Below are 20,617 nucleotides of genomic sequence, written 5' to 3' on the forward strand. Positions count from 1 at the left end.
CACGAGTGTCCCGCGATCCGAGACGCCCGCAAGGCCCGGAGAGGCCACGGAAAGCCCGGAAAGACGCGGGGAAACCACGGAACGGTCCAGGGCCGCGAGGGGCTTCGCGACCCAGGACGCGGGCTTACCCGTCCTTGACAGATCTCATGCGCCCAAAATTCAAGTTGGTATTGATCCCAGGAAAACTTCGCGATTACCCTGATAAGCCGTGGTCCACTACCTATCGTTCCTCATATGAGCATCGGGAACCCCGCTCTCGGCAACGTGCTCGCGCAGCACGGCGACCCGCATCGGCTGCTTGCGGCGCTGGCCGAATGGGGACTCCTGGTTGCCGTGCGACCCGACCGCTCCGTCGTGCTCGGCACGACCCAGGCCGGTGATCGTGTCCTGCTCGGATACACCTCGGCGGACACCTACGCGCGGCACCGTGGCAGCCACTCGCTGTCGGCGTGCGACGCCGACACCATCCTCGACATCCAGCGCGTCACCGGCGTGCGGGAGATCGTGATCGACGCGGCGGGCCCGGCGGCCGCGGCCGTGCCGATCGAGGATCTCCAGCGCTACCTGCTCTCGACACGCAGCGGCCCCACGCCCGCGTTGTCGAGCGCGGCGCCGACGGCGTACGCGACCGGGGCGATGGCCACGGTCTCGCGGCCCGCGCCCGCGCGCCCGCAGAGAACGCCGGTGCCCGCCGCGCCCTCCCAGCCGTGGATCCCGGCGCCCCGGCCGCACCTGTCGGGCCCGATGCAGATGGTGGACCCCGGATACCGCCGGTGCGACCACCCGATCCTGCCCGCGCTGCGCGCCGCGATCTCGCACCTGCTCGTCGACTACCCGCTCGTCCACCACGTGTGGATCTCCGAGGCCAGCACCTCCTCGGGCGCCCCGGGGATCATGCTGCACGTGAAGGTGCACATGTCGGCGGCGGAGGACGTGGTCAGGGACATCCATCGCGGGGTACGCGCCCGGCTGCCGCAGCTCGCCGCGAGCGAGGCGCCGATCCTGATGGCCAGGGTCGCCGACGCGCGCAGCGAGCAGCGGATGGTCGAGCTGGGCGCCCACGTGGTCTGCGCGGACGTCACCGACTGACCCTGGCCGGTCCGCCGGGGGCACACGCCGGTACCCGGCCGTCTCCTCGCGGTGCGAGGAGACGGCCGGGCCCGGGACCGGCCGCGGGATGGTCTCAGGCCAGGCGGCGGGTGAGCACCACCCTCGTCCGGACGCACATTCCGGCCAGCAGCGCCGCCAGCAGCGGCAGGCCGACCATCACCCCTCCCAGTATCAGCCAGGGGACGTCGACCGCGAGGGGGACCAGGCCGGACGACATGTCGTTCACCGGCCCGGCAACGGAGCCCTGCTCGCCGTAGAACCTGCTGAAGACGCTCGCCGCTCCGGCGACCACCCCGACGAGCGTCCCTCCCGCCACCCCCAGGCCGGAGACGAACGCGGCCTGCCCCGCGACGAGGAGACGCTGGACGCGGCCGGTCGCCCCCACCGCCGCCAGGGTCGCCCGGTCGGGACGCCCCTCCGCCGCGGCCAGGCCGGTCGCGGTGAAGGTACCTCCGAGGACCAGGACGGCGGCACCGAGGCCGAAGGCGAGCAGTGTCGTGAAGAAGCTGCTCTGGAAACCCCGCTCGACCCTGACGTAGGCCGAGGGGCTGACGAATCGCAGGGCGTCCCGCAGCCGCTCCTCCTGCTCGGGCGTCGTGCGCGACACGGCCGGGTCGACGATGAGGGTGTCGTGGTTGACGATGAGACCGAGCTTCGCCGCCAGTGAGACGGGCAGCACCACGGGTATCAGCGGATCGCCGGGTGGGCGCCGCACGACCGCGGGCATCGAGTGCGAGGGGCGCCCCTCGAAGTCGGTCGTGAAGACCAGCTTTCCCCCTTGCAGCAGCCGCGGATCGAACACCACCGCCTTCCCCTCCGCGAAGGCGGCCTCCGCGGCGGGGTCGGAACCGCGCAGGAAGTAGCGGAGCAGGTCGACCCCGCCCACGAGGGGGTCCTGCGACCAGGCGACCGACGACAGGCACTCGCCGATGCAGCCGGGCTGGAACACGATGTTCACCGACGAGAGGTCCGGTTTGGCGAACCTCCCCGCCTCGATCGTCGGCACACCGGGCAGGATGGAGGCGACGGTCCGCTTGGTCTCCTGCCAGAGCGCGGGATTCGACCAGGGACCGATCACGAACGTGCTTCCCATCACGTACTGGGGCGTGTAGCGCTCCCGCGACAGGGCGTTATGGCTGGAGATGATCACCGCCAGGGCGGTGAACACGGTGGTCGCCGCCAGTACCGCGGCCACCGCGGGCGCCGTGCGGCCCCGGTTGCGCGCGGCGTCCCTGGCGGCCATCCGGAACGGCAGCGGGAGCCGTACGGCCAGGCGCGCGACGGCGCCGACGAGCCACGGTGTCAGCAGGACCAGCCCGAGTTGCCCGAGCAGCGCGCTCGCCAGAAGGCTGATCGTGTACATCTGCCCGAACCGCGCCGAGCTACGCATCAGGACCGCGCCGACGATGATCACCGCTGCCGCCGCCAGCAGCAGCAACAGGCCGAGCACCGGCAGGCCCCGGCGCTCCACGACCCGGTCCCGGCGACCTGCCAGCACCTCCGCCACGTTCGTCCGTGACGCCTGGACGGCGGGGACGACGGCGGCGAGCAGCGCGCTCACCACTCCCAGGAGCGCGGTGAGCGCGATCGGGCCGAGGGGCACCTCCAGGGGGCCCGGATGCGCGAACGGCGTGACGGCCGCGCCGATCCCGATCCCGCCCGCGGCTCCGAGCAGGGAGGCCGCCAGTCCCAGGACGAGCCCGTCGGCGAGGACGACACCGCGCAGATGACGAGGTGAGCCCCCCTGCGCGGCGATCAGCGCGAGTTCGCGGCGACGGCGCCGGATGCCGACGGCGAACGCCGGTCCGGCCAGGAGGACGACCTCCACGACGACGATGACCACGCCGAGGGCCGCCAACACCAGGTCGGAGGTCCTGGTGGCCGCCATTTCGCTCCTGGAGGGCAGGGGATCCTCCGGGCCGTTCCCCGCAGGGGGCGGATCGTTGACCACCGCTCGCGAGAGGACCGTGACTCCGTGCCGGTTGATCTCGCGAACCCGCTGCCAGGTGACCGGGGCCGGGGTGTCGACGAGCCAGTTCGTGTCGATCCGCTCGTCGTCGTCGAACACGGCTCCCGGGAGCCCGACGATCTCGAAGCGTTCGAAATCGCCCCGGAACTCGACCATGCCGACCACGGTGACGGCGGTGCTCCTACCGTCCGGGGTGAGGGTGCCGCCCTCCCGCAACCTCAGCCCGGGGGTCACCACGACCTCGTTCTCCGCTCGCGGCAGGCGTCCTGACAGGAGCGTGTACATGCCCGTGGTGATCGGGTCTCGCAGGTCGATCTCCCGCAGGTCGGTCTCCCGGTAGGAGCCGTCCGCCCGATAGCCGGCCCAGGAGGCGCGCGAGAGAACCACGCGGCTGCCCGGCCCGAAGAGGGCGAGGACCTCACGCTCCGTGAGCGCTCTGCGCTCGCCTTCTTTCTTCAGGTGGTAGTTCTGGGTGTCGGCGCTCTGCCGCTGCACCGGCTGGTCAAACGTCCCAAGCACCTGCGCGTCGGCCGCGCCGATGTTCCAGTCCAGTCCCTCCCTGGGGGTCACGTCGTCGGTGGCCTGCCAGGTCAGGGCCGCCGTCAGGAGCATGACCGGCAGGCCGATCATGACCATGATGAGCGCGCTGCGCCCCCTGGCCCGCCCGATTTGTCGGCGGGAGAGGCGCAGGGCGGCGAGCAGGGCGCTCACGCGACCACCCCGCCCCGGGGCCGGATATCCGCGGACGCGTCCCGCGTGTCCGTTCGCTCGCTCATCGGGCGCTCTCCAGGGGAGTGGCGGTGGAGTCGGCGATCTCGCCGTCGCGCAGGAAGATCACGCGGTCGGCCCAGGCGGCGTAGCGGGGTTCGTGGGTGACGAGCAGCACGGCGGCTCCCGCGTCGCAGCGGGTGCGCAGGAGCTGGAGGATCTCGTCGCCGGTCGGGGTGTCGAGCGCGCCGGTGGGCTCGTCGGCCAGGATCAGCCGCCGCTCCCCCACCAGCGCGCGGGCGATGGCGACCCGCTGGCGCTGGCCGCCGGAGATCTCGTCGGGGAAGCGGTCGGCGACCTCGCCGAGACCGACCTCGGCGAGCACCTCCATCGCCTCGGTGCGGGCCTTCTTGAAGGCGATCCCGTCCAGCTCGCGCGGGAGGGTCACGTTCTCCAGCGCGGTGAGCGAGGGAATCAGGTTGAGGTCCTGGAAGACGTAGCCCACGCGCCTGCGCCGGAGCCCGGCCAGCTCCCCGGCCCGCAGGCTCGCCAGCGGCGTGCCCTCCACGGCCACGGAGCCGGAGGTGGGCAGGTCGAGGCCCCCGGCGAGGTTGAGCAGGGTGGACTTGCCGGACCCCGACGGGCCCATCACCGCGACGAGCTCTCCGGCGCCGACGTCGAGGCTCACCCCGTGCAGCGCCACCACGCCCTGCGGTCCGTCGCCGTGTGCGCGGGTCACGTCCACGAGCCGTACGACCGGGTCGAGGGTCATCTGACCTCCTCCGGCGCGCGGACCCCTGATCTGAGTTTCGGGAAGGATGTCAACGGTCTGTCTCCTGCGTCTGAGGATCCTGCGCCCGGAAGTCCCGCGCCTGGGGATCCGATGTACGGGGGGAGGCCGCGAGCACGGCCTCGCAGTGATCGAGCCAGCGTTGCTCGGCCTCGGCCTGGAAGATCATCGAGTCGAGCACCAGCCGCTGGACGGGGCTCTCGACGCTCATACGCTTGGCGCGGACGAACTCCTGCAGCGTGCGCATGGTCGCGGTGCGCTGGGCCTGGATGACCGGCCGCACGTCCGTGGCGGCGGTGACCGCCAGGGCGAGCTTGATGACCAGCTCGTCCCGAGGCCGGTCCGACTGGGCGACGGGGGTGCTGAACCATCGCTCCATCTCGGCCAGACCGGCCTCGGTGATCGAGTAGACGACCCGGCCCTGCTCGTCCTGCTCGCCGGGACTCACCAGCCCGTCGCGTTCCAGACGGGAGAGCGTCGTGTAGACCTGGCCGATGTTGAGCGGCCAGGTCGCCCCCGTCGACGCCTCGAACTCGGCACGCAACTGGTAGCCGTAACGAGGCCCCTGACTCAGCAGGGCCAGAAGCCCTTGTCGGATCGCCATAGATACTGAGTATGCATACGCAGTATGCTCGATGCAAGAGATCTGCATATTCTGGACAGGTTCCGCCCCTGGGGCCGATACTCGGAGGATGAGCTCGACGCATCCCCCGGCCCGCGCCTCCGACGGGGACCGCGATCGCGCGATCAGCGAACTGCGTGACCGTGCCGTCGAGGGACGCCTGTCGCACGACACCTTCCTGGGCCGCGTCGACATGGCCCTGCGCGCACGCAACCAGGGCGAGCTCGACAATCTCGTCGCCGACCTGCCGCAACGCGGCCGGTTGCGCCGCATGGTCACCGAGGCCGTCGCCTCCGCGTCCGACTTCACCAAGCGCGTGGAGTCGGCCTGGCGGCGCCCGCGACTGCCCCGGCTCGCGCTGCCCGGCGACGGCAGGACCCGCTACGTGGTGGGCCGGGGATCGGCCTGCGACCTGGTCCTCGCCGACCTGACCGTCTCCCGGGTGCACGCCGAGCTGCGCCGCGACGAGGAGGGCTGGGTCCTGGTCGACCTCGGCTCGCTGAACGGCACCCGCCTGAACGACTGGCGCCTGGTCGGCCCGGCCAAGGTGCGACCGGGCGACGTCGTCTCCTTCGGCGACTGCGGCTTCCTGATGATCACGCCCCAGATGCTCTGAACGACCGCGCCACGGTCATCGCTCCCCCACCTCAGGCGCTCTGAACGACCGCGCCATCGTCATCGCCCCCCTACCTCAGGCGCCCTGAACGACCGCCCCACGGTCACCCCAACGACCACCCCACGGTCCCGGGGAATGACCTCAGCCCTCCTGGGCCTCGGCGGCGTCCTGGGCTTCCTTGATCTTCGCCGCCGTCAGGGTGTAGCGCATGGTCAGCAGGATGCTGATCCCCATCAGGACCGCGGGCAGCAGCGTCGAGCCGTACAGTGCCGCCGTGGTCGCCGACGCGGGCTGTGCGACCGGCGTGGAGGGGTCGGACTCGACGAAGCCGGTCGCGCCCAGCAGCCAGCCGAGCACGAGCGCGCCGAACGCGAAGACCACGGTCTCCGCGGCCGTCCAGAGCCCGGTGAACACCCCGGCCCGGCGCTTGCCGGTGACCAGGGCGTCGTGGACGATCACGTCGGAGAGCATCGAGAACTGCAGCAGCTGGAACCCCGCGTAGCCGATGCCCGCGAGGAGCACGCACGCGTGCGCGTACGCCGAGCCGAGCGGGCCGGAGAAGGCCATCCCGGCGGCGCCCGCCATGAACAGCACCGATGCCAGGATCATCGCGCCGCGCTTGTCGTAGCGCTTGGACAGCCGGACCCAGAGCGGCATGGTGATCAACAGCGGGCCGACGATGCCCAGGAAGAGCGTGGTGGTCGCCGCCGGGTCGCCCAGCGTGTAGGTGGCGAAGTACGGGGCGCCGGCCAGCATGACACCGGCCGCGAACATCTGGGCGCAGCTCAGGCCGAGCAGCACCATGAACGTCGGGTTCGAGCGGGCGGCGGCGAACTGGGCGACGATCGACGGCTCCGCCTCGGCCCGCGCGATCACCGGGGCGCGGGCCGTGCCGAAGAAGGTGGCGAGCATCGACAGCAGCAGCGCGGCGCCGATGACCAGCCCCATGGTCCGGTAGCCGGAGGCGTCGGTGCCCGCGATCGCCGGTGCGACGGCGCCGGAGAGCAGGATCCCCAGGCCGACGAAGACCATCTTCCACTGCAGGAGCGAGGAGCGCTCGTGGTAGTCGTCGGTCATCTCCGCGGGCATCGCCTTGTACGGGACCTCGTAGAAGGCGTACGCCGTCGCGGTGAGGAAGTAGAAGAAGGCGACGTACAGGGCGGCGGGGATGCCGGTGAGCGGGGGGCCCGCGAAGGTGAGGGCGAACGTCACCGGCAGGGTGACCGCGCCCAGGAGCATCCAGGGGCGGCGGGCGCCGAAACGGGAGACCGTCCGGTCGGAGCGCTGGCCCACCCAGGGGTTGATGAACATGTCCCAGAGCTTGGGCAGGAAGACCACCACACCGGCGATCCAGGCGGGAACCGCGAGCACGTTGGTCATGTAGAACAGCAGCAGCAGTCCGGGGACCGTGGAGAAGGTCGCGGTGCAGATCGAGCCGACACCGTAGCCGACGCGCACGCCGCGCGACACGGTGACGGCGGCGGGGGAGGACGCCGGGGAGACCATGCCACATTCAATCGCAGCGAGTGGGCACCCGGTAGGCCCTGGAACCCCAAGATCCCTGGGAGCCGAGAATATTTCGCCTCTTTCCGGCCGGGGAGGCCGGGCGGCGAGGACCGTCCTCCGGCCCGCGTGATCACATGGCTAATGCGGCATATGTCCAGCTCAGGGCACCCGTAGAGTGATATATCCGGATCAGGGTGCCAACGGGCACCACCGGCCACAGACGCATACCTGATCACTCTGGTTTACCTGCGACCCACAGTTAATGTCCGGAATTTGCTGACAAGACCGATCCGTCCCCGACAGAATGCGGAGTCCATCCAGCGTCTAACCAACTGGAGGAAACCGACATGCGCAGACCGCTAGGGGCGCTGCTCTGCCTCGGGAGCCTGGCGGCCCTCAGCACGCCGATCGCCACGGCTCACGCCGCGGCCGCTCCCCAGGCCGAGTGCCGTGTGTACGCCGCCAAGCCGCACGTCACCGCCGCGGGACGGATCCAAGCCTCCGCCGCACGGCTGGGCTGCGACGACACCGCCTTGGTCCGCATCCGCATCAAGCGCGCCGTGCCCGGGAACGACCCGGTCGTCAAGAGCGCGTCCCGGCAGGGGACCAACGGGCGGGTGACGGTGAAGCTGCGCTGCGCGCCCGGCGTCTACTACGCCGTCGTCACCGACTACCGGGGAAACAGCGGCCGTTCCAAGCCCGTCCGGCTCGGCTGCACCCCCACCGGCACCCCGGCCCCCACCCCCGCGCCGACGACCACCCCCAAGCCGACGCCTTCGGCCAGCACCGCACCCACCACCACCCCCAGCACCGCTCCCAGCTCCGCGCCGGGATCCTCCGTCTCCGAGGAAGTGGTGCGCCTGACCAACGCCGAGCGGCAGAAGGGCGGTTGCGGTCCCCTCACCTCCGACCCGCAGCTGCGCTCGGCCGCGCAGGGCCACTCGGACGACATGGCGGCCAAGAACTACTTCAGCCACACCTCGCAGGACGGCCGCGACATGACCGCCCGGATCAAGGCGAGCGGGTTCAGCCCGATGCGGGCCTGGGCCGAGAACATCGCGATGGGCCAGCGCACCCCGGCCGAGGTGGTCACCGCCTGGATGAACAGCTCCGGCCACCGGGCCAACATCATGAACTGCGCCTACACCCACCTCGGGGTGGGCGTGGCCAACAGTGCCCGCGGCATCTACTGGACCCAGAACTTCGCCAAGCACTAGCCACACCCGACCGCCGGGAACCCACCTGCCGCCCGGCGGAAAACGGCCCGTGCCCCCCGCGACGAGTTCACGTCGCGAGGGGCACGGGCCGTCACTCTTGTCCGGACGCTCCTACTTGAGCCAGCTCATCATCGGGCGCAGCTTGGCGCCGGTCTTCTCGATCGGGTGCTCGGCGAGCTCGTCACGGTAGGCGGTGAACTTCTTCTGGCCGCCGTCGAACTCCTCCACCAGCTCCTTGGCGAACTCGCCGGACTGGATCTCGGCGAGGATGCGCTGCATCTCCTTCTTCGTCTCCGGCGTCACGATGCGCGGGCCACGGGAGTAGCCGCCGTACTCGGCGGTGTCGGAGACCGACCAGTACATCTTGTGGATGCCGCCCTCGTACATCAGGTCGACGATCAGCTTCATCTCGTGCAGGCACTCGAAGTACGCGACCTCGGGCTGGTAGCCCGCCTCGATCAGGGTCTCGAAACCGGCCTTGATCAGCTCGGACACGCCGCCGCACAGCACGGCCTGCTCACCGAACAGGTCGGTCTCGGTCTCCTCCTTGAAGGTCGTCCTCAGCGCGCCGGCGCGGGTGCCGCCGATGCCCTTGGCGTACGACAGGGCGAGCTCCAGCGCGTTTCCGCTGGCGTCCTTCTCCACCGCGACGAGACACGGCACGCCGCGGCCCGCCGTGTACTGGCGGCGCACGAGGTGACCGGGACCCTTGGGAGCGACCATGGCCACGTCCACACCCTCGGGCGCCTCGATGAGGCCGTAGCGGATGTTGAGGCCGTGCCCGAAGAAGAGCGCGTCGCCCTCGACCAGGTTCGGGGCCACGTGGTCGGCGTACAGGTGGCGCTGGATGTGGTCCGGCGCGAGGATCATGGTCAGGTCGGCCTCTTCGACGGCCTCCGAGGGCGTGAGCACGCGCAGGCCGTCGGCCTCCGCCTTCTCCCGGCTCTTGGAGCCCTCGGGCAGGCCGACCCTGACGTCCACGCCGGAGTCGCGCAGCGAGAGCGCGTGGGCGTGGCCCTGGCTGCCGTACCCCAGAACGGCGACGTGCCGGCCCTGGATGATCGACAGGTCGGCCTGGTCGTCGTAGAAGATCTCAGTCACTTGCTTAACCTTTCGGGTTTCTCGTACGCGTTACGCGGTCCGGTCCAGGGCCCGGAGAGAACGGTCGGTGATGGAACGGGCGCCGCGGCCGATGGCCACCATGCCCGACTGGACAAGCTCCTTGATGCCGAACGGCTCCAGGACCTTGATGAAGGCCTGCAGCTTGTCCGGCGTGCCGGTGACCTCGATGGTCACCGCGTCCGAGGAGACGTCGACACAGCGCGCCCTGAACAGGTTGACCAGCTCCAGCACGCTGGAGCGGTTGTCGGCGTCGGCCCGCACCTTGATCAGCGTGAGCTCGCGCTGCACCGACTGCGCCGGGTCGAGCTCCACGATCTTCAGCACGTTGACGAGCTTGTTGAGCTGCTTGGTGACCTGCTCCAGCGGCAGGTCGGCGACGTTGACCACGATGGTCATCCTGGAGATGTCCGCGTGCTCGGTCGGGCCGACCGCCAGCGAGTCGATGTTGAACCCCCGGCGGCTGAACAACGACGCCACGCGCGCGAGCACGCCCGGCTTGTTCTCCACCAGCACGGAGAGCGTGTGCCTGCTCATGCCTAGTCCTCGCTGTCCCAGACGGGCGCCATGTCGCGCGCGAACTTGATCTCGTCGTTGCTGGTCCCGGCCGCGACCATCGGCCACACCATGGCGTCCTGGTGCACCACGAAGTCGACGACCACCGGCACGTCGTTGATCTCCATGGCCTTCTTGATCGTCGCGTCCACGTCCTCCGGACGCTCACACCGCAGCCCCACGCAACCGTACGCCTCGGCGAGCTTGACGAAGTCGGGGATGCGGCGGACCGTCTGCAGGTCGGTGTTGGAGTAACGCTGGTTGTAGAACAGCGTCTGCCACTGCCTGACCATGCCCAGGTTACCGTTGTTGATGATCGCGACCTTGATCGGCACACCCTCGATCGTGCAGGTGGCGAGCTCCTGGTTGGTCATCTGGAAGCAGCCGTCGCCGTCGATGGCCCACACCGTGGTGTCGGGACGGCCCATCTTGGCCCCCATCGCCGCCGGAAGGGAGAAGCCCATCGTGCCCGCGCCGCCGGAGTTGATGAACGTGCCGGGGTTCTCGTAGCCGATGAACTGCGCGGCCCACATCTGGTGCTGGCCGACGCCCGCGGTGTAGATCGCGTCCGGGCCGACCAGCGCGCCCAGCCGCTCCATGACGTACTGCGGGGCGAGGGAGCCGTCCTCGAACTCGGCGTAGCCCAGCGGGTAGGTCGCCTTGTAGGCGTTGAGCGCCGCCCACCACTCGGTGTAGTCGCCCCTGCGCTCCTCGTTGCGCACCGCGGTGATCAGATCGGAGATTACCTCCTTGCAGTCACCCACGATCGGGACGTCCGCGTGCCGGTTCTTGGAGATCTCCGCCGGGTCGATGTCCGCATGGACGATCTTCGCGTACGGCGCGAAGGTGGACAGCTGGCCGGTGACGCGGTCGTCGAAGCGGACACCGAGGCCGATGATCAGGTCGGACTTCTGCAGCGCGCCGACCGCCGACACCGAGCCGTGCATGCCGGGCATGCCCATGTGCTGCGGGTGGCTGTCGGGGAAGGTGCCCCGCGCCATCAGCGTGGTGACCACGGGGATGCCGGTCAGCTCGGCGAACTCCCGCAGCTGCGCCGACGCCCCCGCCCGGTGCACGCCGCCGCCCACGTAGAGCACGGGCCGCCTGGCCTCGGCGATCAGCTTCGCCGCCTCGCGGATCTGCTTGGAGTGCGGCCGGGTCACCGGCCGGTAGCCGGGCAGCTGCATGACGACCGGCCACTGGAAGGTCGTTTTGGCCTGGAGCGCGTCCTTGGCGATGTCGACCAGCACCGGCCCCGGACGCCCCGTCGAGGCGATGTGGAAGGCCTCCACGATCGTCCTGGGGATGTCGTCCGGGTCGGTGATCAGGAAGTTGTGCTTCGTGATCGGCATGGTGATGCCGGAGATGTCGGCTTCCTGGAAGGCGTCGGTGCCGATGGCGCCGCTCGGCACCTGGCCGGTGATCGCGACCATCGGGACCGAGTCCATGTAGGCGTCGGCGATCGGGGTGACCAGGTTGGTGGCACCGGGACCGCTGGTGGCCATGCAGACCCCGACCTTGCCGGTGGCCTGCGCGTATCCCTGAGCCGCATGACCAGCGCCCTGCTCGTGCCGTACAAGCACGTGCCGGACCTTGGTCGAGTCGTAGAGAGGATCGTAGGCGGGGAGAATCGCGCCGCCCGGGATCCCGAACACAGTGTCGACCCCGACGTGCTCCAGCGCCCTCACGAGGGCCTGGGCTCCTGTCATCTGTTCGGTCATCGGCTCGTTCCTTGTGGCTGAGCATGCTTGATGGCATAAAAAATGCCCCATTCCGCCTGGTCGGCGGAGCTGGGGCGGCGCGCGGGTCGGAGTACTCGGCTCAGCGACCAGCGCGCCAGCGAAGTACTACCAGGATCCCACGGTGAAGCTGCATGGCTCCACCATGGCCGACGCGGCACCCCCGCGTCAAATTCATGGGACACATATCTCAGAGTCCGAGATGCGCGGTCAGGCTGGAGTGCCGAGGCTGGAGAGGCTGGTACGCATCAGCGAGTCGACGCCGCGTGCCGCCATCGGCCGCGCCACCAGGAACCCCTGGCCCCGGGTGCAGCCCATCTCGCGCAGCAGCTCCAGCTGCTCGGGCCGCTCGATGCCCTCGGCGACCACGATCAGCCCCAGGTCGTGACCGAGCCGCACGATCGTACGGGTGAGCAGGGTCAGCGTCTCGTCGCGGCCGAGCCCGGACACGAAGGACGGGTCGATCTTGATCATGTCGACCGGGAGCTGCCGCAGGAACGCCAGCGAGGCGTAACCGGTGCCGAAGTCGTCGATGGCGAGCCGGACCCCGAGGTTGCGCAGCTCGGAGAGCCGGGTGATGGTCTCCTCCGCGTCCTCGACCAGCATCTCCTCGATGACCTCCAGGGTGAGCGCGCTGGGCGGCAGCCCGCTCTCGACCAGGGCCGCCTCGACGGTCTCCACGAAGCGCGGCGCCATGATCTGCCGCGCCGACAGGTTGAGCGAGAGCCCGATCTCCCAGGCGGAGGCACGCCAGGCGGCCACCTCCCGGCAGGACTCGCGCAGGATCCACTCGCTCAGCGGCACGATCAGGCCGGTGTCCTCGGCCGGGCCGAGGAACTGCTCCGGCGGGACGAACTCGCCGCCCCGGCACCAGCGCACCAGCGCCTCGACGGCGGTGACGCGCGAGGTGGCCAGGTCGACCACCGGCTGGTACTCGATCGCGAACTGGTCCTCCAGCAGCGCCCGCTGCAGGTCCGCGGCGAGCTCCAGGCGCCGTACCACGTCGGCGTGCATGTGCGCGGCGAACACCTCGACCCTGCGCCCGCCCAGCTCCTTCGCCCTGGCCATCGCCACGTCGGCGTTGCGGATCAGGTCGGCGGAGGAGACGTCGTCGGCGGCGAAGGCCACCCCGACGCTCGCGGTCAGCGCGATGTCGCGGTCGGCGACCCGGAACGGCTCGGAGGAGACCGTACGGACCAGCCGCTCGGCCAGGTCGACCGCCGTCTGGGCGTCGACCGGCGCCTCCAGCAGCACCGCGAACTCGTCGCCGCCCCAGCGCGCCAGGGTGTCGTCGGCCCGCACGGCGGCGCGGAGCCTGCGGGCCGCCTGGCCGAGCAGGTAGTCGCCGCTGGCGTGGCCGACCGAGTCGTTCACCGCAGTGAAGCCGTCCAGGTCCAGGAAGACCACGGCGACGTTGCTCGCCCCCGGACGGCCCAGCACCTCCCGGGTCCGCTCCTCGAAGTAGGCCCGGTTGGGCAGGCCCGTGATGCCGTCGTGGAAGGTCAGGTGGGCGACCTGGCTGCGCAGGGCCTCCTGGTCGCTGATGTCGCGGGTGGTGACGAGCAGCAGGTCGTCGCCGCGCACGTGCCGGGTGGCCACCGACTCGGCGGGCCGCCAGGTGCCGTCGGAGGCGCGGACCCGGCAGGCGACCATGCACGCGCCCGGCCCCTCCTCGGCCTCCTCCTCCAGGCTCATCGCGCGCAGCGCCTCCTGGATCCCCGGCACGTCCTCGGGGTGGATGTAGTCGAAGATCTTCCCGCCGACCAGGTCGGCGGGACGGTATCCGTACGTGATCTCGACGCCCTCGCCGATCTGCCGCACCACGCCGTCGTAGTCGCACAGCAGGACCACGTCCCCGGAGCTCTCGGCGAGGTCGTGCAGCTGCCGCTCGCCGAGATGGAGCAGGCTCCGCAGCCGCCCGGTCTCCACCAGCATCACGAACAGGCGTACCAGCAGGACGGCGACGATCGACGCGCACACCGAGCCCAGGACCGCCGGAGGGCCCTGCACCCCGCCGCTGATCACGCGGAGGAGCACGACGACGGTGGCCACCGCTACCAGGAACAGCGGCACCGCCGCGATCAGCGAGGACGTGCTCTCGCGGACGAACGGCTCGTCGTCCGCGGGCGCGGGAGGCCGCGTCGCGAGCCCGCTCCACGGGACCGCGGCGAGGACGAGGAACGCGGCGGGGGCGAGCCACACCCAGGTCAGGGACGGTGTGTCGCCGCTCACCCGGGCCAGCGCGGTGATCGTCTCGGAGGTCGCGACGGCTGCGAGCACGGCCAGCGCCGCCAGCCCGACCGGCCAGGCCGACCGCCGGATCGGCACCACCGCGGGGCCCACGACGCAGGCGAGGATCAGGCAGAACAGCGGCGAGGCGAAGGTGACCGCCGCGTCGCCCGCGTCACCGCCGTCGCCGTAGACCGGGCCCACCAGCGACACCCAGATGATCACCATGATGGCGGCGGCGCACACGTAGGAGTCGGCGAGGTCGCGCACCAGGGCGTGCCCGCGCGCGGGCCTGGCCGCCGACAGCGTGGTGCCGACCGCGAGCATGGCCGTACCGGCCAGGAGCACCAGGTCGGCGAAGGTCACCACGAAGGGGGCGCCGTCCGCGATCGGCCGCACCGCCACCCCGGCCAGCCAGGTGACCGCGCCTCCCGCCAGCCAGCGCCAGGCCAGTGCCCTGCGCCGGTCGGCCACCTTGGCGGCGGCGGCGAACAGCGAGCCCGCGGCGGCCGCGGCGGTGACGACGCCCGCCACCGCCTCGACGACCACGGCGGGAGCGCCGCTGACCAGAGCGGCAACGAGCCCCACCACGCCGACGGCGGCGGCGGTCAGCGGTACCCGGGGGTCACGCCAGCGGATCAATGTCGTCTGCCCATCGGTGTCGTCGGGTGTTTTTCGGTGATGTGTTTCGCTTTCGCAGCATCCCTTGCTCGCTGCACTCGCGCTGCCGCCGCGAGCACGTCGTTCTTCGTCCTCGGCGCTCGCACCGGCACAGGGCCAGTGTGTGCCGTCCGGCACCCGCGGGTGACGACAACGCCGTAGTCGTCACCGATCTGATAACCGCGCGGGCGGCGGAGATCTCTTTTACCGACGGTACGCACCGCAGGTCACGAGGTAGCCACGGTCCGGATTCCTTTGCCGGTCAGTAGGAACCCGTGATCACGTTTTTGAGCGGCTCGCCCGCGAGGTAGCGCAGCAGCTGGGAGCGGAGCAGCTTCAGCGTGCGCCGTACGGAGGCCGGAGTGCTGCCCGCGACGTGCGGGGTGATGAGGGCTCCCGGCGCCGTCCACAGCGGGTGGTCCCCGGGCAGGGGCTCGGGGCTGGTGACGTCGAGCGCGGCGAGGATCCGGCCTCCCCGCAGCTCGGCGACGAGCGCGTCCGTGTCGACCACGGTGCCCCTGGCCGCGTTCACCAGGAGGGCGCCGTCCTTCATCGCGGCCAGGAACCCGGCGTCCACCATGCCGGTGGTCTCGGGCGTCGAGGGGACGAGCAGCACCACCACGTCCGCCCCGGGCAGCAGGCCGGGCAGCTCGTCCAGGCCGTGCACGCCGGGCCTGGCGGTCCTGGCCACCCGGACGACGTCGACCTCGAAACCGTCGAGCCGCCGCTCCAGCGCCTCACCGATCGAGCCGTAGCCGACGATCAGGACCGTGGAGTCGGCCAGCACCCCGGTGTGGTGGTACGTCCACTCGCCCTCGCGCTGCGCGCGGACGAACCCGGGGAACTCCCGGAGCACGGAGATCATGGCTCCGACCACCCACTCGGCGGTGCCCGCGTCGTGCACGCCCCGGGCGTTGCACAGCGTCACCCCCTCCCGCAGGTGCGGCCGGTAGGCGTCGACCCCGGCCGTGACGGTCTGCAGCAGCCGCAGGCCGGTCATCCGGGCGAGCAGATCGGGAAGATCCGCCACCGGCATCAGCGGCGGGATCCAGACCTCGGCCTCCTCCGCGCCCTCGGGCACCGGCTCCGTGCCGTCGTAGACGACGCACTCCACTTCCGGAAGGTCGCACAGGACATCGGCCGCGGCTTTGGAGGGGACCCAGATCTTCATGGACGCATTATCCAGCCGCCCGGACCCGGATTACTCGGGCACGCACTTCAGGTCGAGCTCGGGGCGGTAGACCGTGGTCTTCTTGACCCGCTTGACCTCCTTGCCGTCCTGCTTGAAGACGCGCCAGACGTCGATCGTGAAACCGTTCTGGCCGACCATCGGGATGCAGTCGGGGCCGCTGTCGGTCTCGCTCTTGAACGGGGTGACGTTGTATCTCTCCGAGGAGATCGACTCGACCTCGTAGCGCTTGGTGCTCCAGAAGCCGACGGTGACCCCGCTGTCGTTGAAGGAGGTCTTCACCAGCACCCCGTACGGCGAGTCGTTCTTCCAGCGGAAGTCGGGCTCGGGCCAGGAGACCGTGGACTCGCGCCCGGCCGGGTAGCGGGAGATGTAGAACTCGTGCGCCACGTGCTGGACGTCCTCGAGGCCGCCGAAGAACACCGCGTTGTACATGGTGGTGACGAACTGGGAGATGCCGCCGCCGACCGAGTCGACCAGCCTGCCGCCCTGGATCATGGGGGCGGGGACGAAGCCCCGGGCCGTGTCGCGCTGGCCGATGACGCCGTTGAGCGAGAAGGTCTCGCCCGGCTTCACCAGGTAGCCGTCCAGGAGCTTGGCGATCGCCCTGATGTTGGTCACCCGGGGCGGGCAGCAGTCGTAGGGGGTGGTGAACTGGCTGATCCGCTCCTTGATGCCGAGCCTGCGCGCCTGGGCGTCGGACATCCTCGGCTGGACGGTGGCCAGGAGCACCGGGATCGTCCGGTCGCCGTCGCGGGCGACCATCTCGGCCACGTCCGCGGCGAGCCGCTCGTCGTTGATGCCCTTCCCCTTGCGGCCGGGCACCAGCTTCGGCTTTCCGCCGACGATCTGGAACGTGGGGTCGCGCGGGGCCAGCACCGGGTCGATCAGGTTCCCCTCCAGGGAGGCGATGGCGCTCTTGGCGTCGAACTTCGGGCTCATGCCTCCGGCGCTGTCCGGCTCGAAGGACAGGTGGGCGGCGAGGGTCTCCACCGGCAGCTGGGCCTGCTCTCCGGCGAAGGTGAGCGTGACCGGCCCGGACAGGGCCTTGCCCGCGCTGGCCGCGGCCTTCCTGACCGTCTCCGCCCCGGCTATCGGCTTGATCACCGAGACCGGGAGGCGAACCTCTTTCCTCGGGCCGAGGAAGGCCTTCGTGATCGCGGCGATCGCGGCCTCCCGCTCCAGCTCCCGGCCGTCGCGGGGGGTCACCACGACGGGCTTGACGCCCTCGAACGTGACCGAGCCCTCGCGGACCTTGAGGTCGATCCTCCTGGCCAGGCTCGCGATCGCGGTCTTCATGCTCTCGGGGTCGGCGGAGACCTTGGGCTCCAGGTCGGTGGTGCCGGTGAGGGCCCGCCAGACCTCGGCGGGGCTGGGGAAGCCGCTGGGCGCCTGGTTGATGGTGGCGACCACGTCGAACTCCAGCCCCGACTTGCCGGGGTCGAAGTCGAAGCGCTTGCCCGCGGCCAGGAGGGTCATCTCCCCGGCGGCCTCGCCCGCCAGGCGGTCCCTCAGCTTGTCGGCCGCCTCGGTCGCGGTCAGGCCGCCGATGTCGATGCCCCGCACGGTGGTGCCCGGCAGCATCTTGCCGGACATGACGACCGCGGGCACCGCGTAGGCGAGCGCGACGACGAACAGCACGGAGAGGACGATCAGGAGGAGCCTGCGGGCCCCCCGGCGGCGCGGGGGCGGCTCCTCGTAGCGGAGCCCGTCGGGTTGCGGGAACCCGCCGTCGCCGCCGGGGACGAGGGTGGGCTCGTCACGCTGGAAGGGGCGTTCCGGCGGGGTGGCCATCTGCCAGGGCTGCGGGGGCTGGGCGGCGGGCGGGAGCGTCGCCCCGCGGGCCGGTGCGGGGGGACCGCCGAGCCCGGGGGGGCCGCCAAGTCCAGGGGGGCCTCCAAGGCCGGTGGGGCCGAAGATGTCGGGCGAGACACCCGGGGGAAGGCGCGAGCCGCTCTGGGACTGGGCGACCTGCACACCGGGAGGGAGTCGCTGGTCGCGGGCGCCCGGCGGGACGGGGCGTGAGGGGAGGGGCATCGCCTCAAAGGGGTCCGTCGGCGGGTTCACAGACGCTCCGGCGTTCCGCACGGCCTCCGTATCCTCCTGCTTCGCAGCTTCCACCTCCGGCAACCTTAAACCACATTGGTCAACCTCCGTCCAAAATGGAGTAACAAATCAGCCCGTCCAGCGGTAGCGGTGCTCCGGCCTTCCCGCGGTTCCGTACTTCGGGCGGAGCTCCGCCTGGCCCGCGGCGCACAGGTGCTCCAGATACCGGCGGGCGCTGACCCTGGAGAGGCCGGTGATCGTCGCCGCCTCGGCGGCCGACAGGTCGCCGCCGCTCTCCCTGAGCGCCGAGGCGACCAGGGAGCACGTGGTGACGGACAACCCCTTGGGCAGCGGCGGCGGAACCCCCCTGACCGCGCCGAAGAGCCGGTCGATCTCGTCCTGGCGGGCCTCGTCCCCGAGGGTGGCGAGGCGTCGGCGGATCTCGGCGTACTGTTCGAGGCGCTCGGTCAGGGCGCGGGCGGTGAAGGGTTTGATCAGGTAGTTGACCGCGCCGCCGCGCATCGCCGCCCGGACCGTGGCCACGTCGCGCGCGGCGGTGATCACCAGGATGTCCACCGGGTGCGCGGCTCCCCTGAGCTTGGTGAGGACGTCGAGTCCTGACATGTCCGGCAGATAGATGTCGAGCAGCACCAGATCGGGCCTGCGCGTCGCGGCCGACGCGATCGCGGCGCCCCCGGTGTGGACGACGCCGGCGACCGTGAAACCGGGCATCCTGGTGACGTAGCCGCCGTGGATCCTGGCCACCATGAAGTCGTCGTCCACGACCAGGACGCGGATGTCGCCCGAGTGCCCGTCCCCGGTCATCACGGCACCTGCCGTTCGGCGGGCTCCGCGGGGCCCCCGGTGGGCAGGAGCGCGGTGAAGACGGCGCCGCCCGCGTTGTGCACCCGTACCCAGCCGCCCCGGCGCGAGCACGCCTGGCGGGTCAGGGCCAGGCCCAGGCCGCGCGGCCCGGCGTGGGCGGCCTTGGTGGTGAAGCCCTCCCTGAACACCTCGTGGACCAGGCCGGGGGTGATCCCGGGGCCGGAGTCGCCGACCCGGACGCGCAGCCCGTCCGCCTCCGTACGGACCGAGACCTCCACCGTCCCCCCGCTCTCCTGCAGCGCGTCGAGGGCGTTGGCGACCAGGTTGCCGACGACCAGGACCGCGTCGTGCGGGTCGCCGAGCATGCCCTCCTCCACCCGGGAGTCGTCGGACAGCACCAGGGTGGCTCCCCGCTCGGCCGCCTCGGCCGACTTGGCCAGCAGCAGCGCGGCCAGCGTCGGGTCGGCGACCTTCTCCCTGATGCCCGAGGCGTGCCTGCTGTAGGCCTCGGTGGTCTGGGTGATGTAGCTGACGGCCGTGTCGTGCTCGCCGAGTTCCAGCAGGCCGACCACGGTGTGCATCCGGTTGGCGAACTCGTGGGCCTGCGCGCGCAGCGCGCCGGTGGTGGTGCTGGCCTGGTCGAGCTCGCGGGCCAGGCGCACCAGCTCCGTGCGGTCCCGCAGGGTGACCACCCAGCCGCTCTGCCGCTCCCGTACGGCCACCGGGGTCCGGTTGAGCACCAGCACCCGGTCGCGGTGGAGCACCACCCGGTCGTCGCCGGGGTCCACGCCGTCCAGCACGTCCCGCATCCGGTCGGACAGCGGCATCTCCCGCAGGCTCCGGCCGACGTCGTGCTGGGAGAGGCCGAGCAGGTCGCGCGCCGCGTCGTTGACGAGGGTCACCCGCCCCTGGAGGTCGAGGGCGAGCACCCCCTCCTTGACGCCGTGCAGCACGCCCTCGCGCTGTTCGAGCAGGGCCGCGATCTCCCCCGGTTCCAGGCCGAACGTCTGGCGGCGTACCCGCCGGGCGATCAGGGCGGCGGCGCCCGACCCGGCGACGAGGACCGCGAGGACCGTCCACAGCAGTGGCGGGAGCGCCTCGCCGAGCTGTCCGGCGACGGTCCCCTCCAGGATCCCGACCGAGGCCAGGCCGATGACCTGCCCCGAGGAGTCGAGGATCGGGACCTTGCCTCGGACCGAGCGGCCGAGGGTGCCCGTCTGGATGCCGGTCCAGTGCTCCCCCTTCTTCATGACCTCGGAGCCGTCGGTGGACAGCCTCTTGCCGATCAGGGCGGCGTTGGGGTGGGCGTAGCGGATCTGGTCGCGGTTCGCGATCACCACGTAGTCGGCGCCGGTGGCCGCCTGCACCCCGAGCGCGATCGGCTGCAGGCTCAGCTCGGGCCTGGGCTGGGAGAACGCCTCACGCACCTGGGGAAGCCCCGCCACGGACTCGGCGATCGCCAGGGCGCGCTGCTGGTACTGGCGGTCGAGTAGAACACGGGTGTGCTCCATCCAGACGCCCGCCGTACCGCCGACCGCGAGGACCACGATGACGGTCTGCAACACGAAAAGCTGGGTGCCGAGCGAGGCGTTGAGTAAGCGTCGCACGAGTTAACTCCCTGGTCAGGGACCTCGATGAAAGCAGTCCGAGGTAACGGCGAGGTCGCGAGGAGGTGTGACCAATATGACCGATACGACGGCAAACACGCAAAGGATCG

The 20,617-nt window shown here is 71.0% G+C and carries 15 protein-coding genes; 3 read left to right on the forward strand and 12 right to left on the reverse strand.

Annotation, left to right across the window (positions count from 1 at the left end):
* The first annotated feature begins 234 nt into the window (after positions 1–234).
* Positions 235–1,089, forward strand: a complete 855-nt coding sequence (locus ACW9TB_RS06610; protein ID WP_350947629.1) for a hypothetical protein — start codon at positions 235–237, stop codon at positions 1,087–1,089.
* 94 nt (positions 1,090–1,183) lie between these two features.
* Here the strand turns inward: ACW9TB_RS06610 and ACW9TB_RS06615 are convergent, their stop codons facing one another.
* The 3 genes from ACW9TB_RS06615 to ACW9TB_RS06625 all read right to left on the reverse strand — a co-directional run bounded on the left by ACW9TB_RS06615 (position 1,184) and on the right by ACW9TB_RS06625 (position 5,181).
* Complete coding sequence (locus ACW9TB_RS06615; RefSeq protein WP_472747026.1) at positions 1,184–3,790, reverse strand: ABC transporter permease; 2,607 nt, start codon at positions 3,788–3,790, stop codon at positions 1,184–1,186.
* A gap of 61 nt (positions 3,791–3,851) precedes the next feature.
* Positions 3,852–4,559: an ABC transporter ATP-binding protein gene (locus tag ACW9TB_RS06620; protein WP_472747027.1), complete on the reverse strand. Its 708-nt coding sequence runs from the start codon at positions 4,557–4,559 to the stop codon at positions 3,852–3,854.
* A 49-nt stretch (positions 4,560–4,608) separates the two neighbouring features.
* Positions 4,609–5,181 carry a PadR family transcriptional regulator gene (locus tag ACW9TB_RS06625; RefSeq protein WP_472747028.1) on the reverse strand — a complete coding sequence of 191 codons (573 nt, stop codon included), beginning with the start codon at positions 5,179–5,181 and terminating at the stop codon, positions 4,609–4,611.
* A gap of 88 nt (positions 5,182–5,269) precedes the next feature.
* Between ACW9TB_RS06625 and ACW9TB_RS06630 the strand changes: the two genes are divergently transcribed.
* Entirely contained in the window at positions 5,270–5,815 is a 546-nt protein-coding gene (locus tag ACW9TB_RS06630; RefSeq protein ID WP_435288465.1) for a DUF1707 and FHA domain-containing protein, read from the forward strand.
* 141 nt (positions 5,816–5,956) lie between these two features.
* On the opposite strand, the gene ACW9TB_RS06635 is transcribed toward ACW9TB_RS06630, so the two are convergent.
* Positions 5,957–7,321, reverse strand: coding sequence for an MFS transporter (locus ACW9TB_RS06635; RefSeq protein WP_472747029.1), 1,365 nt, complete (start codon positions 7,319–7,321; stop codon positions 5,957–5,959).
* Between the two features lie 347 nt (positions 7,322–7,668).
* On the opposite strand from ACW9TB_RS06635, the gene ACW9TB_RS06640 reads away from it, so the two are divergent.
* On the forward strand, positions 7,669–8,538 hold the full coding sequence (locus ACW9TB_RS06640; RefSeq protein ID WP_472747030.1) for a CAP domain-containing protein: 870 nt from the start codon (positions 7,669–7,671) through the stop codon (positions 8,536–8,538).
* Positions 8,539–8,649: 111 nt separating this feature from the next.
* On the opposite strand, the gene ilvC is transcribed toward ACW9TB_RS06640, so the two are convergent.
* The 8 genes from ilvC to ACW9TB_RS06680 form a co-directional block, all read right to left on the reverse strand.
* Positions 8,650–9,630, reverse strand: a complete 981-nt coding sequence (gene ilvC, locus ACW9TB_RS06645) for a ketol-acid reductoisomerase (RefSeq protein WP_472747114.1) — start codon at positions 9,628–9,630, stop codon at positions 8,650–8,652.
* A 39-nt stretch (positions 9,631–9,669) separates the two neighbouring features.
* Positions 9,670–10,194, reverse strand: coding sequence for an acetolactate synthase small subunit (ilvN, locus tag ACW9TB_RS06650; RefSeq protein WP_344917957.1), 525 nt, complete (start codon positions 10,192–10,194; stop codon positions 9,670–9,672).
* Between the two features lie 2 nt (positions 10,195–10,196).
* Entirely contained in the window at positions 10,197–11,984 is a 1,788-nt protein-coding gene (locus tag ACW9TB_RS06655) for an acetolactate synthase large subunit (protein ID WP_472747031.1), read from the reverse strand.
* 177 nt (positions 11,985–12,161) lie between these two features.
* The gene (locus tag ACW9TB_RS06660) at positions 12,162–14,822 is read right to left on the reverse strand and encodes a putative bifunctional diguanylate cyclase/phosphodiesterase (RefSeq protein ID WP_472747032.1); all 2,661 of its coding nucleotides are present in this window, start codon (positions 14,820–14,822) and stop codon (positions 12,162–12,164) included.
* A 280-nt stretch (positions 14,823–15,102) separates the two neighbouring features.
* The gene (locus tag ACW9TB_RS06665) at positions 15,103–16,011 is read right to left on the reverse strand and encodes a 2-hydroxyacid dehydrogenase (protein WP_472747033.1); all 909 of its coding nucleotides are present in this window, start codon (positions 16,009–16,011) and stop codon (positions 15,103–15,105) included.
* A gap of 30 nt (positions 16,012–16,041) precedes the next feature.
* On the reverse strand, positions 16,042–18,066 hold the full coding sequence (locus ACW9TB_RS06670; RefSeq protein ID WP_472747034.1) for a VanW family protein: 2,025 nt from the start codon (positions 18,064–18,066) through the stop codon (positions 16,042–16,044).
* 138 nt (positions 18,067–18,204) lie between these two features.
* Positions 18,205–18,900 carry a response regulator gene (locus ACW9TB_RS06675; RefSeq protein ID WP_472747035.1) on the reverse strand — a complete coding sequence of 232 codons (696 nt, stop codon included), beginning with the start codon at positions 18,898–18,900 and terminating at the stop codon, positions 18,205–18,207.
* Positions 18,900–20,507 (reverse strand): ATP-binding protein, encoded by a 1,608-nt coding sequence (locus ACW9TB_RS06680; protein ID WP_472747036.1) that lies wholly within the window; start codon positions 20,505–20,507, stop codon positions 18,900–18,902. Before ACW9TB_RS06680 ends, ACW9TB_RS06675 begins: the two co-directional genes overlap by 1 nt.
* Positions 20,508–20,617: the final 110 nt, after the last annotated feature.

The organism is Streptosporangium sp. H13245 (assembly GCF_055690525.1).

Bases quoted from the DNA above. Each gene is read 5' to 3' on its own strand.
- ACW9TB_RS06610 (WP_350947629.1), top strand. From the start codon at position 235: ATGAGCATCGGGAACCCCGCTCTCGGCAACGTGCTCGCGCAGCACGGC.
- ACW9TB_RS06620 (WP_472747027.1), bottom strand. From the start codon at position 4,559: ATGACCCTCGACCCGGTCGTACGGCTCGTGGACGTGACCCGCGCACAC.
- ACW9TB_RS06625 (WP_472747028.1), bottom strand. From the start codon at position 5,181: ATGGCGATCCGACAAGGGCTTCTGGCCCTGCTGAGTCAGGGGCCTCGT.
- ACW9TB_RS06630 (WP_435288465.1), top strand. From the start codon at position 5,270: ATGAGCTCGACGCATCCCCCGGCCCGCGCCTCCGACGGGGACCGCGAT.
- ACW9TB_RS06635 (WP_472747029.1), bottom strand. From the start codon at position 7,321: ATGGTCTCCCCGGCGTCCTCCCCCGCCGCCGTCACCGTGTCGCGCGGC.
- ACW9TB_RS06640 (WP_472747030.1), top strand. From the start codon at position 7,669: ATGCGCAGACCGCTAGGGGCGCTGCTCTGCCTCGGGAGCCTGGCGGCC.
- ilvN (WP_344917957.1), bottom strand. From the start codon at position 10,194: ATGAGCAGGCACACGCTCTCCGTGCTGGTGGAGAACAAGCCGGGCGTG.
- ACW9TB_RS06655 (WP_472747031.1), bottom strand. From the start codon at position 11,984: ATGGGGCATTTTTTATGCCATCAAGCATGCTCAGCCACAAGGAACGAG.
- ACW9TB_RS06665 (WP_472747033.1), bottom strand. From the start codon at position 16,011: ATGAAGATCTGGGTCCCCTCCAAAGCCGCGGCCGATGTCCTGTGCGAC.
- ACW9TB_RS06670 (WP_472747034.1), bottom strand. From the start codon at position 18,066: ATGCCCCTCCCCTCACGCCCCGTCCCGCCGGGCGCCCGCGACCAGCGA.
- ACW9TB_RS06675 (WP_472747035.1), bottom strand. From the start codon at position 18,900: ATGACCGGGGACGGGCACTCGGGCGACATCCGCGTCCTGGTCGTGGAC.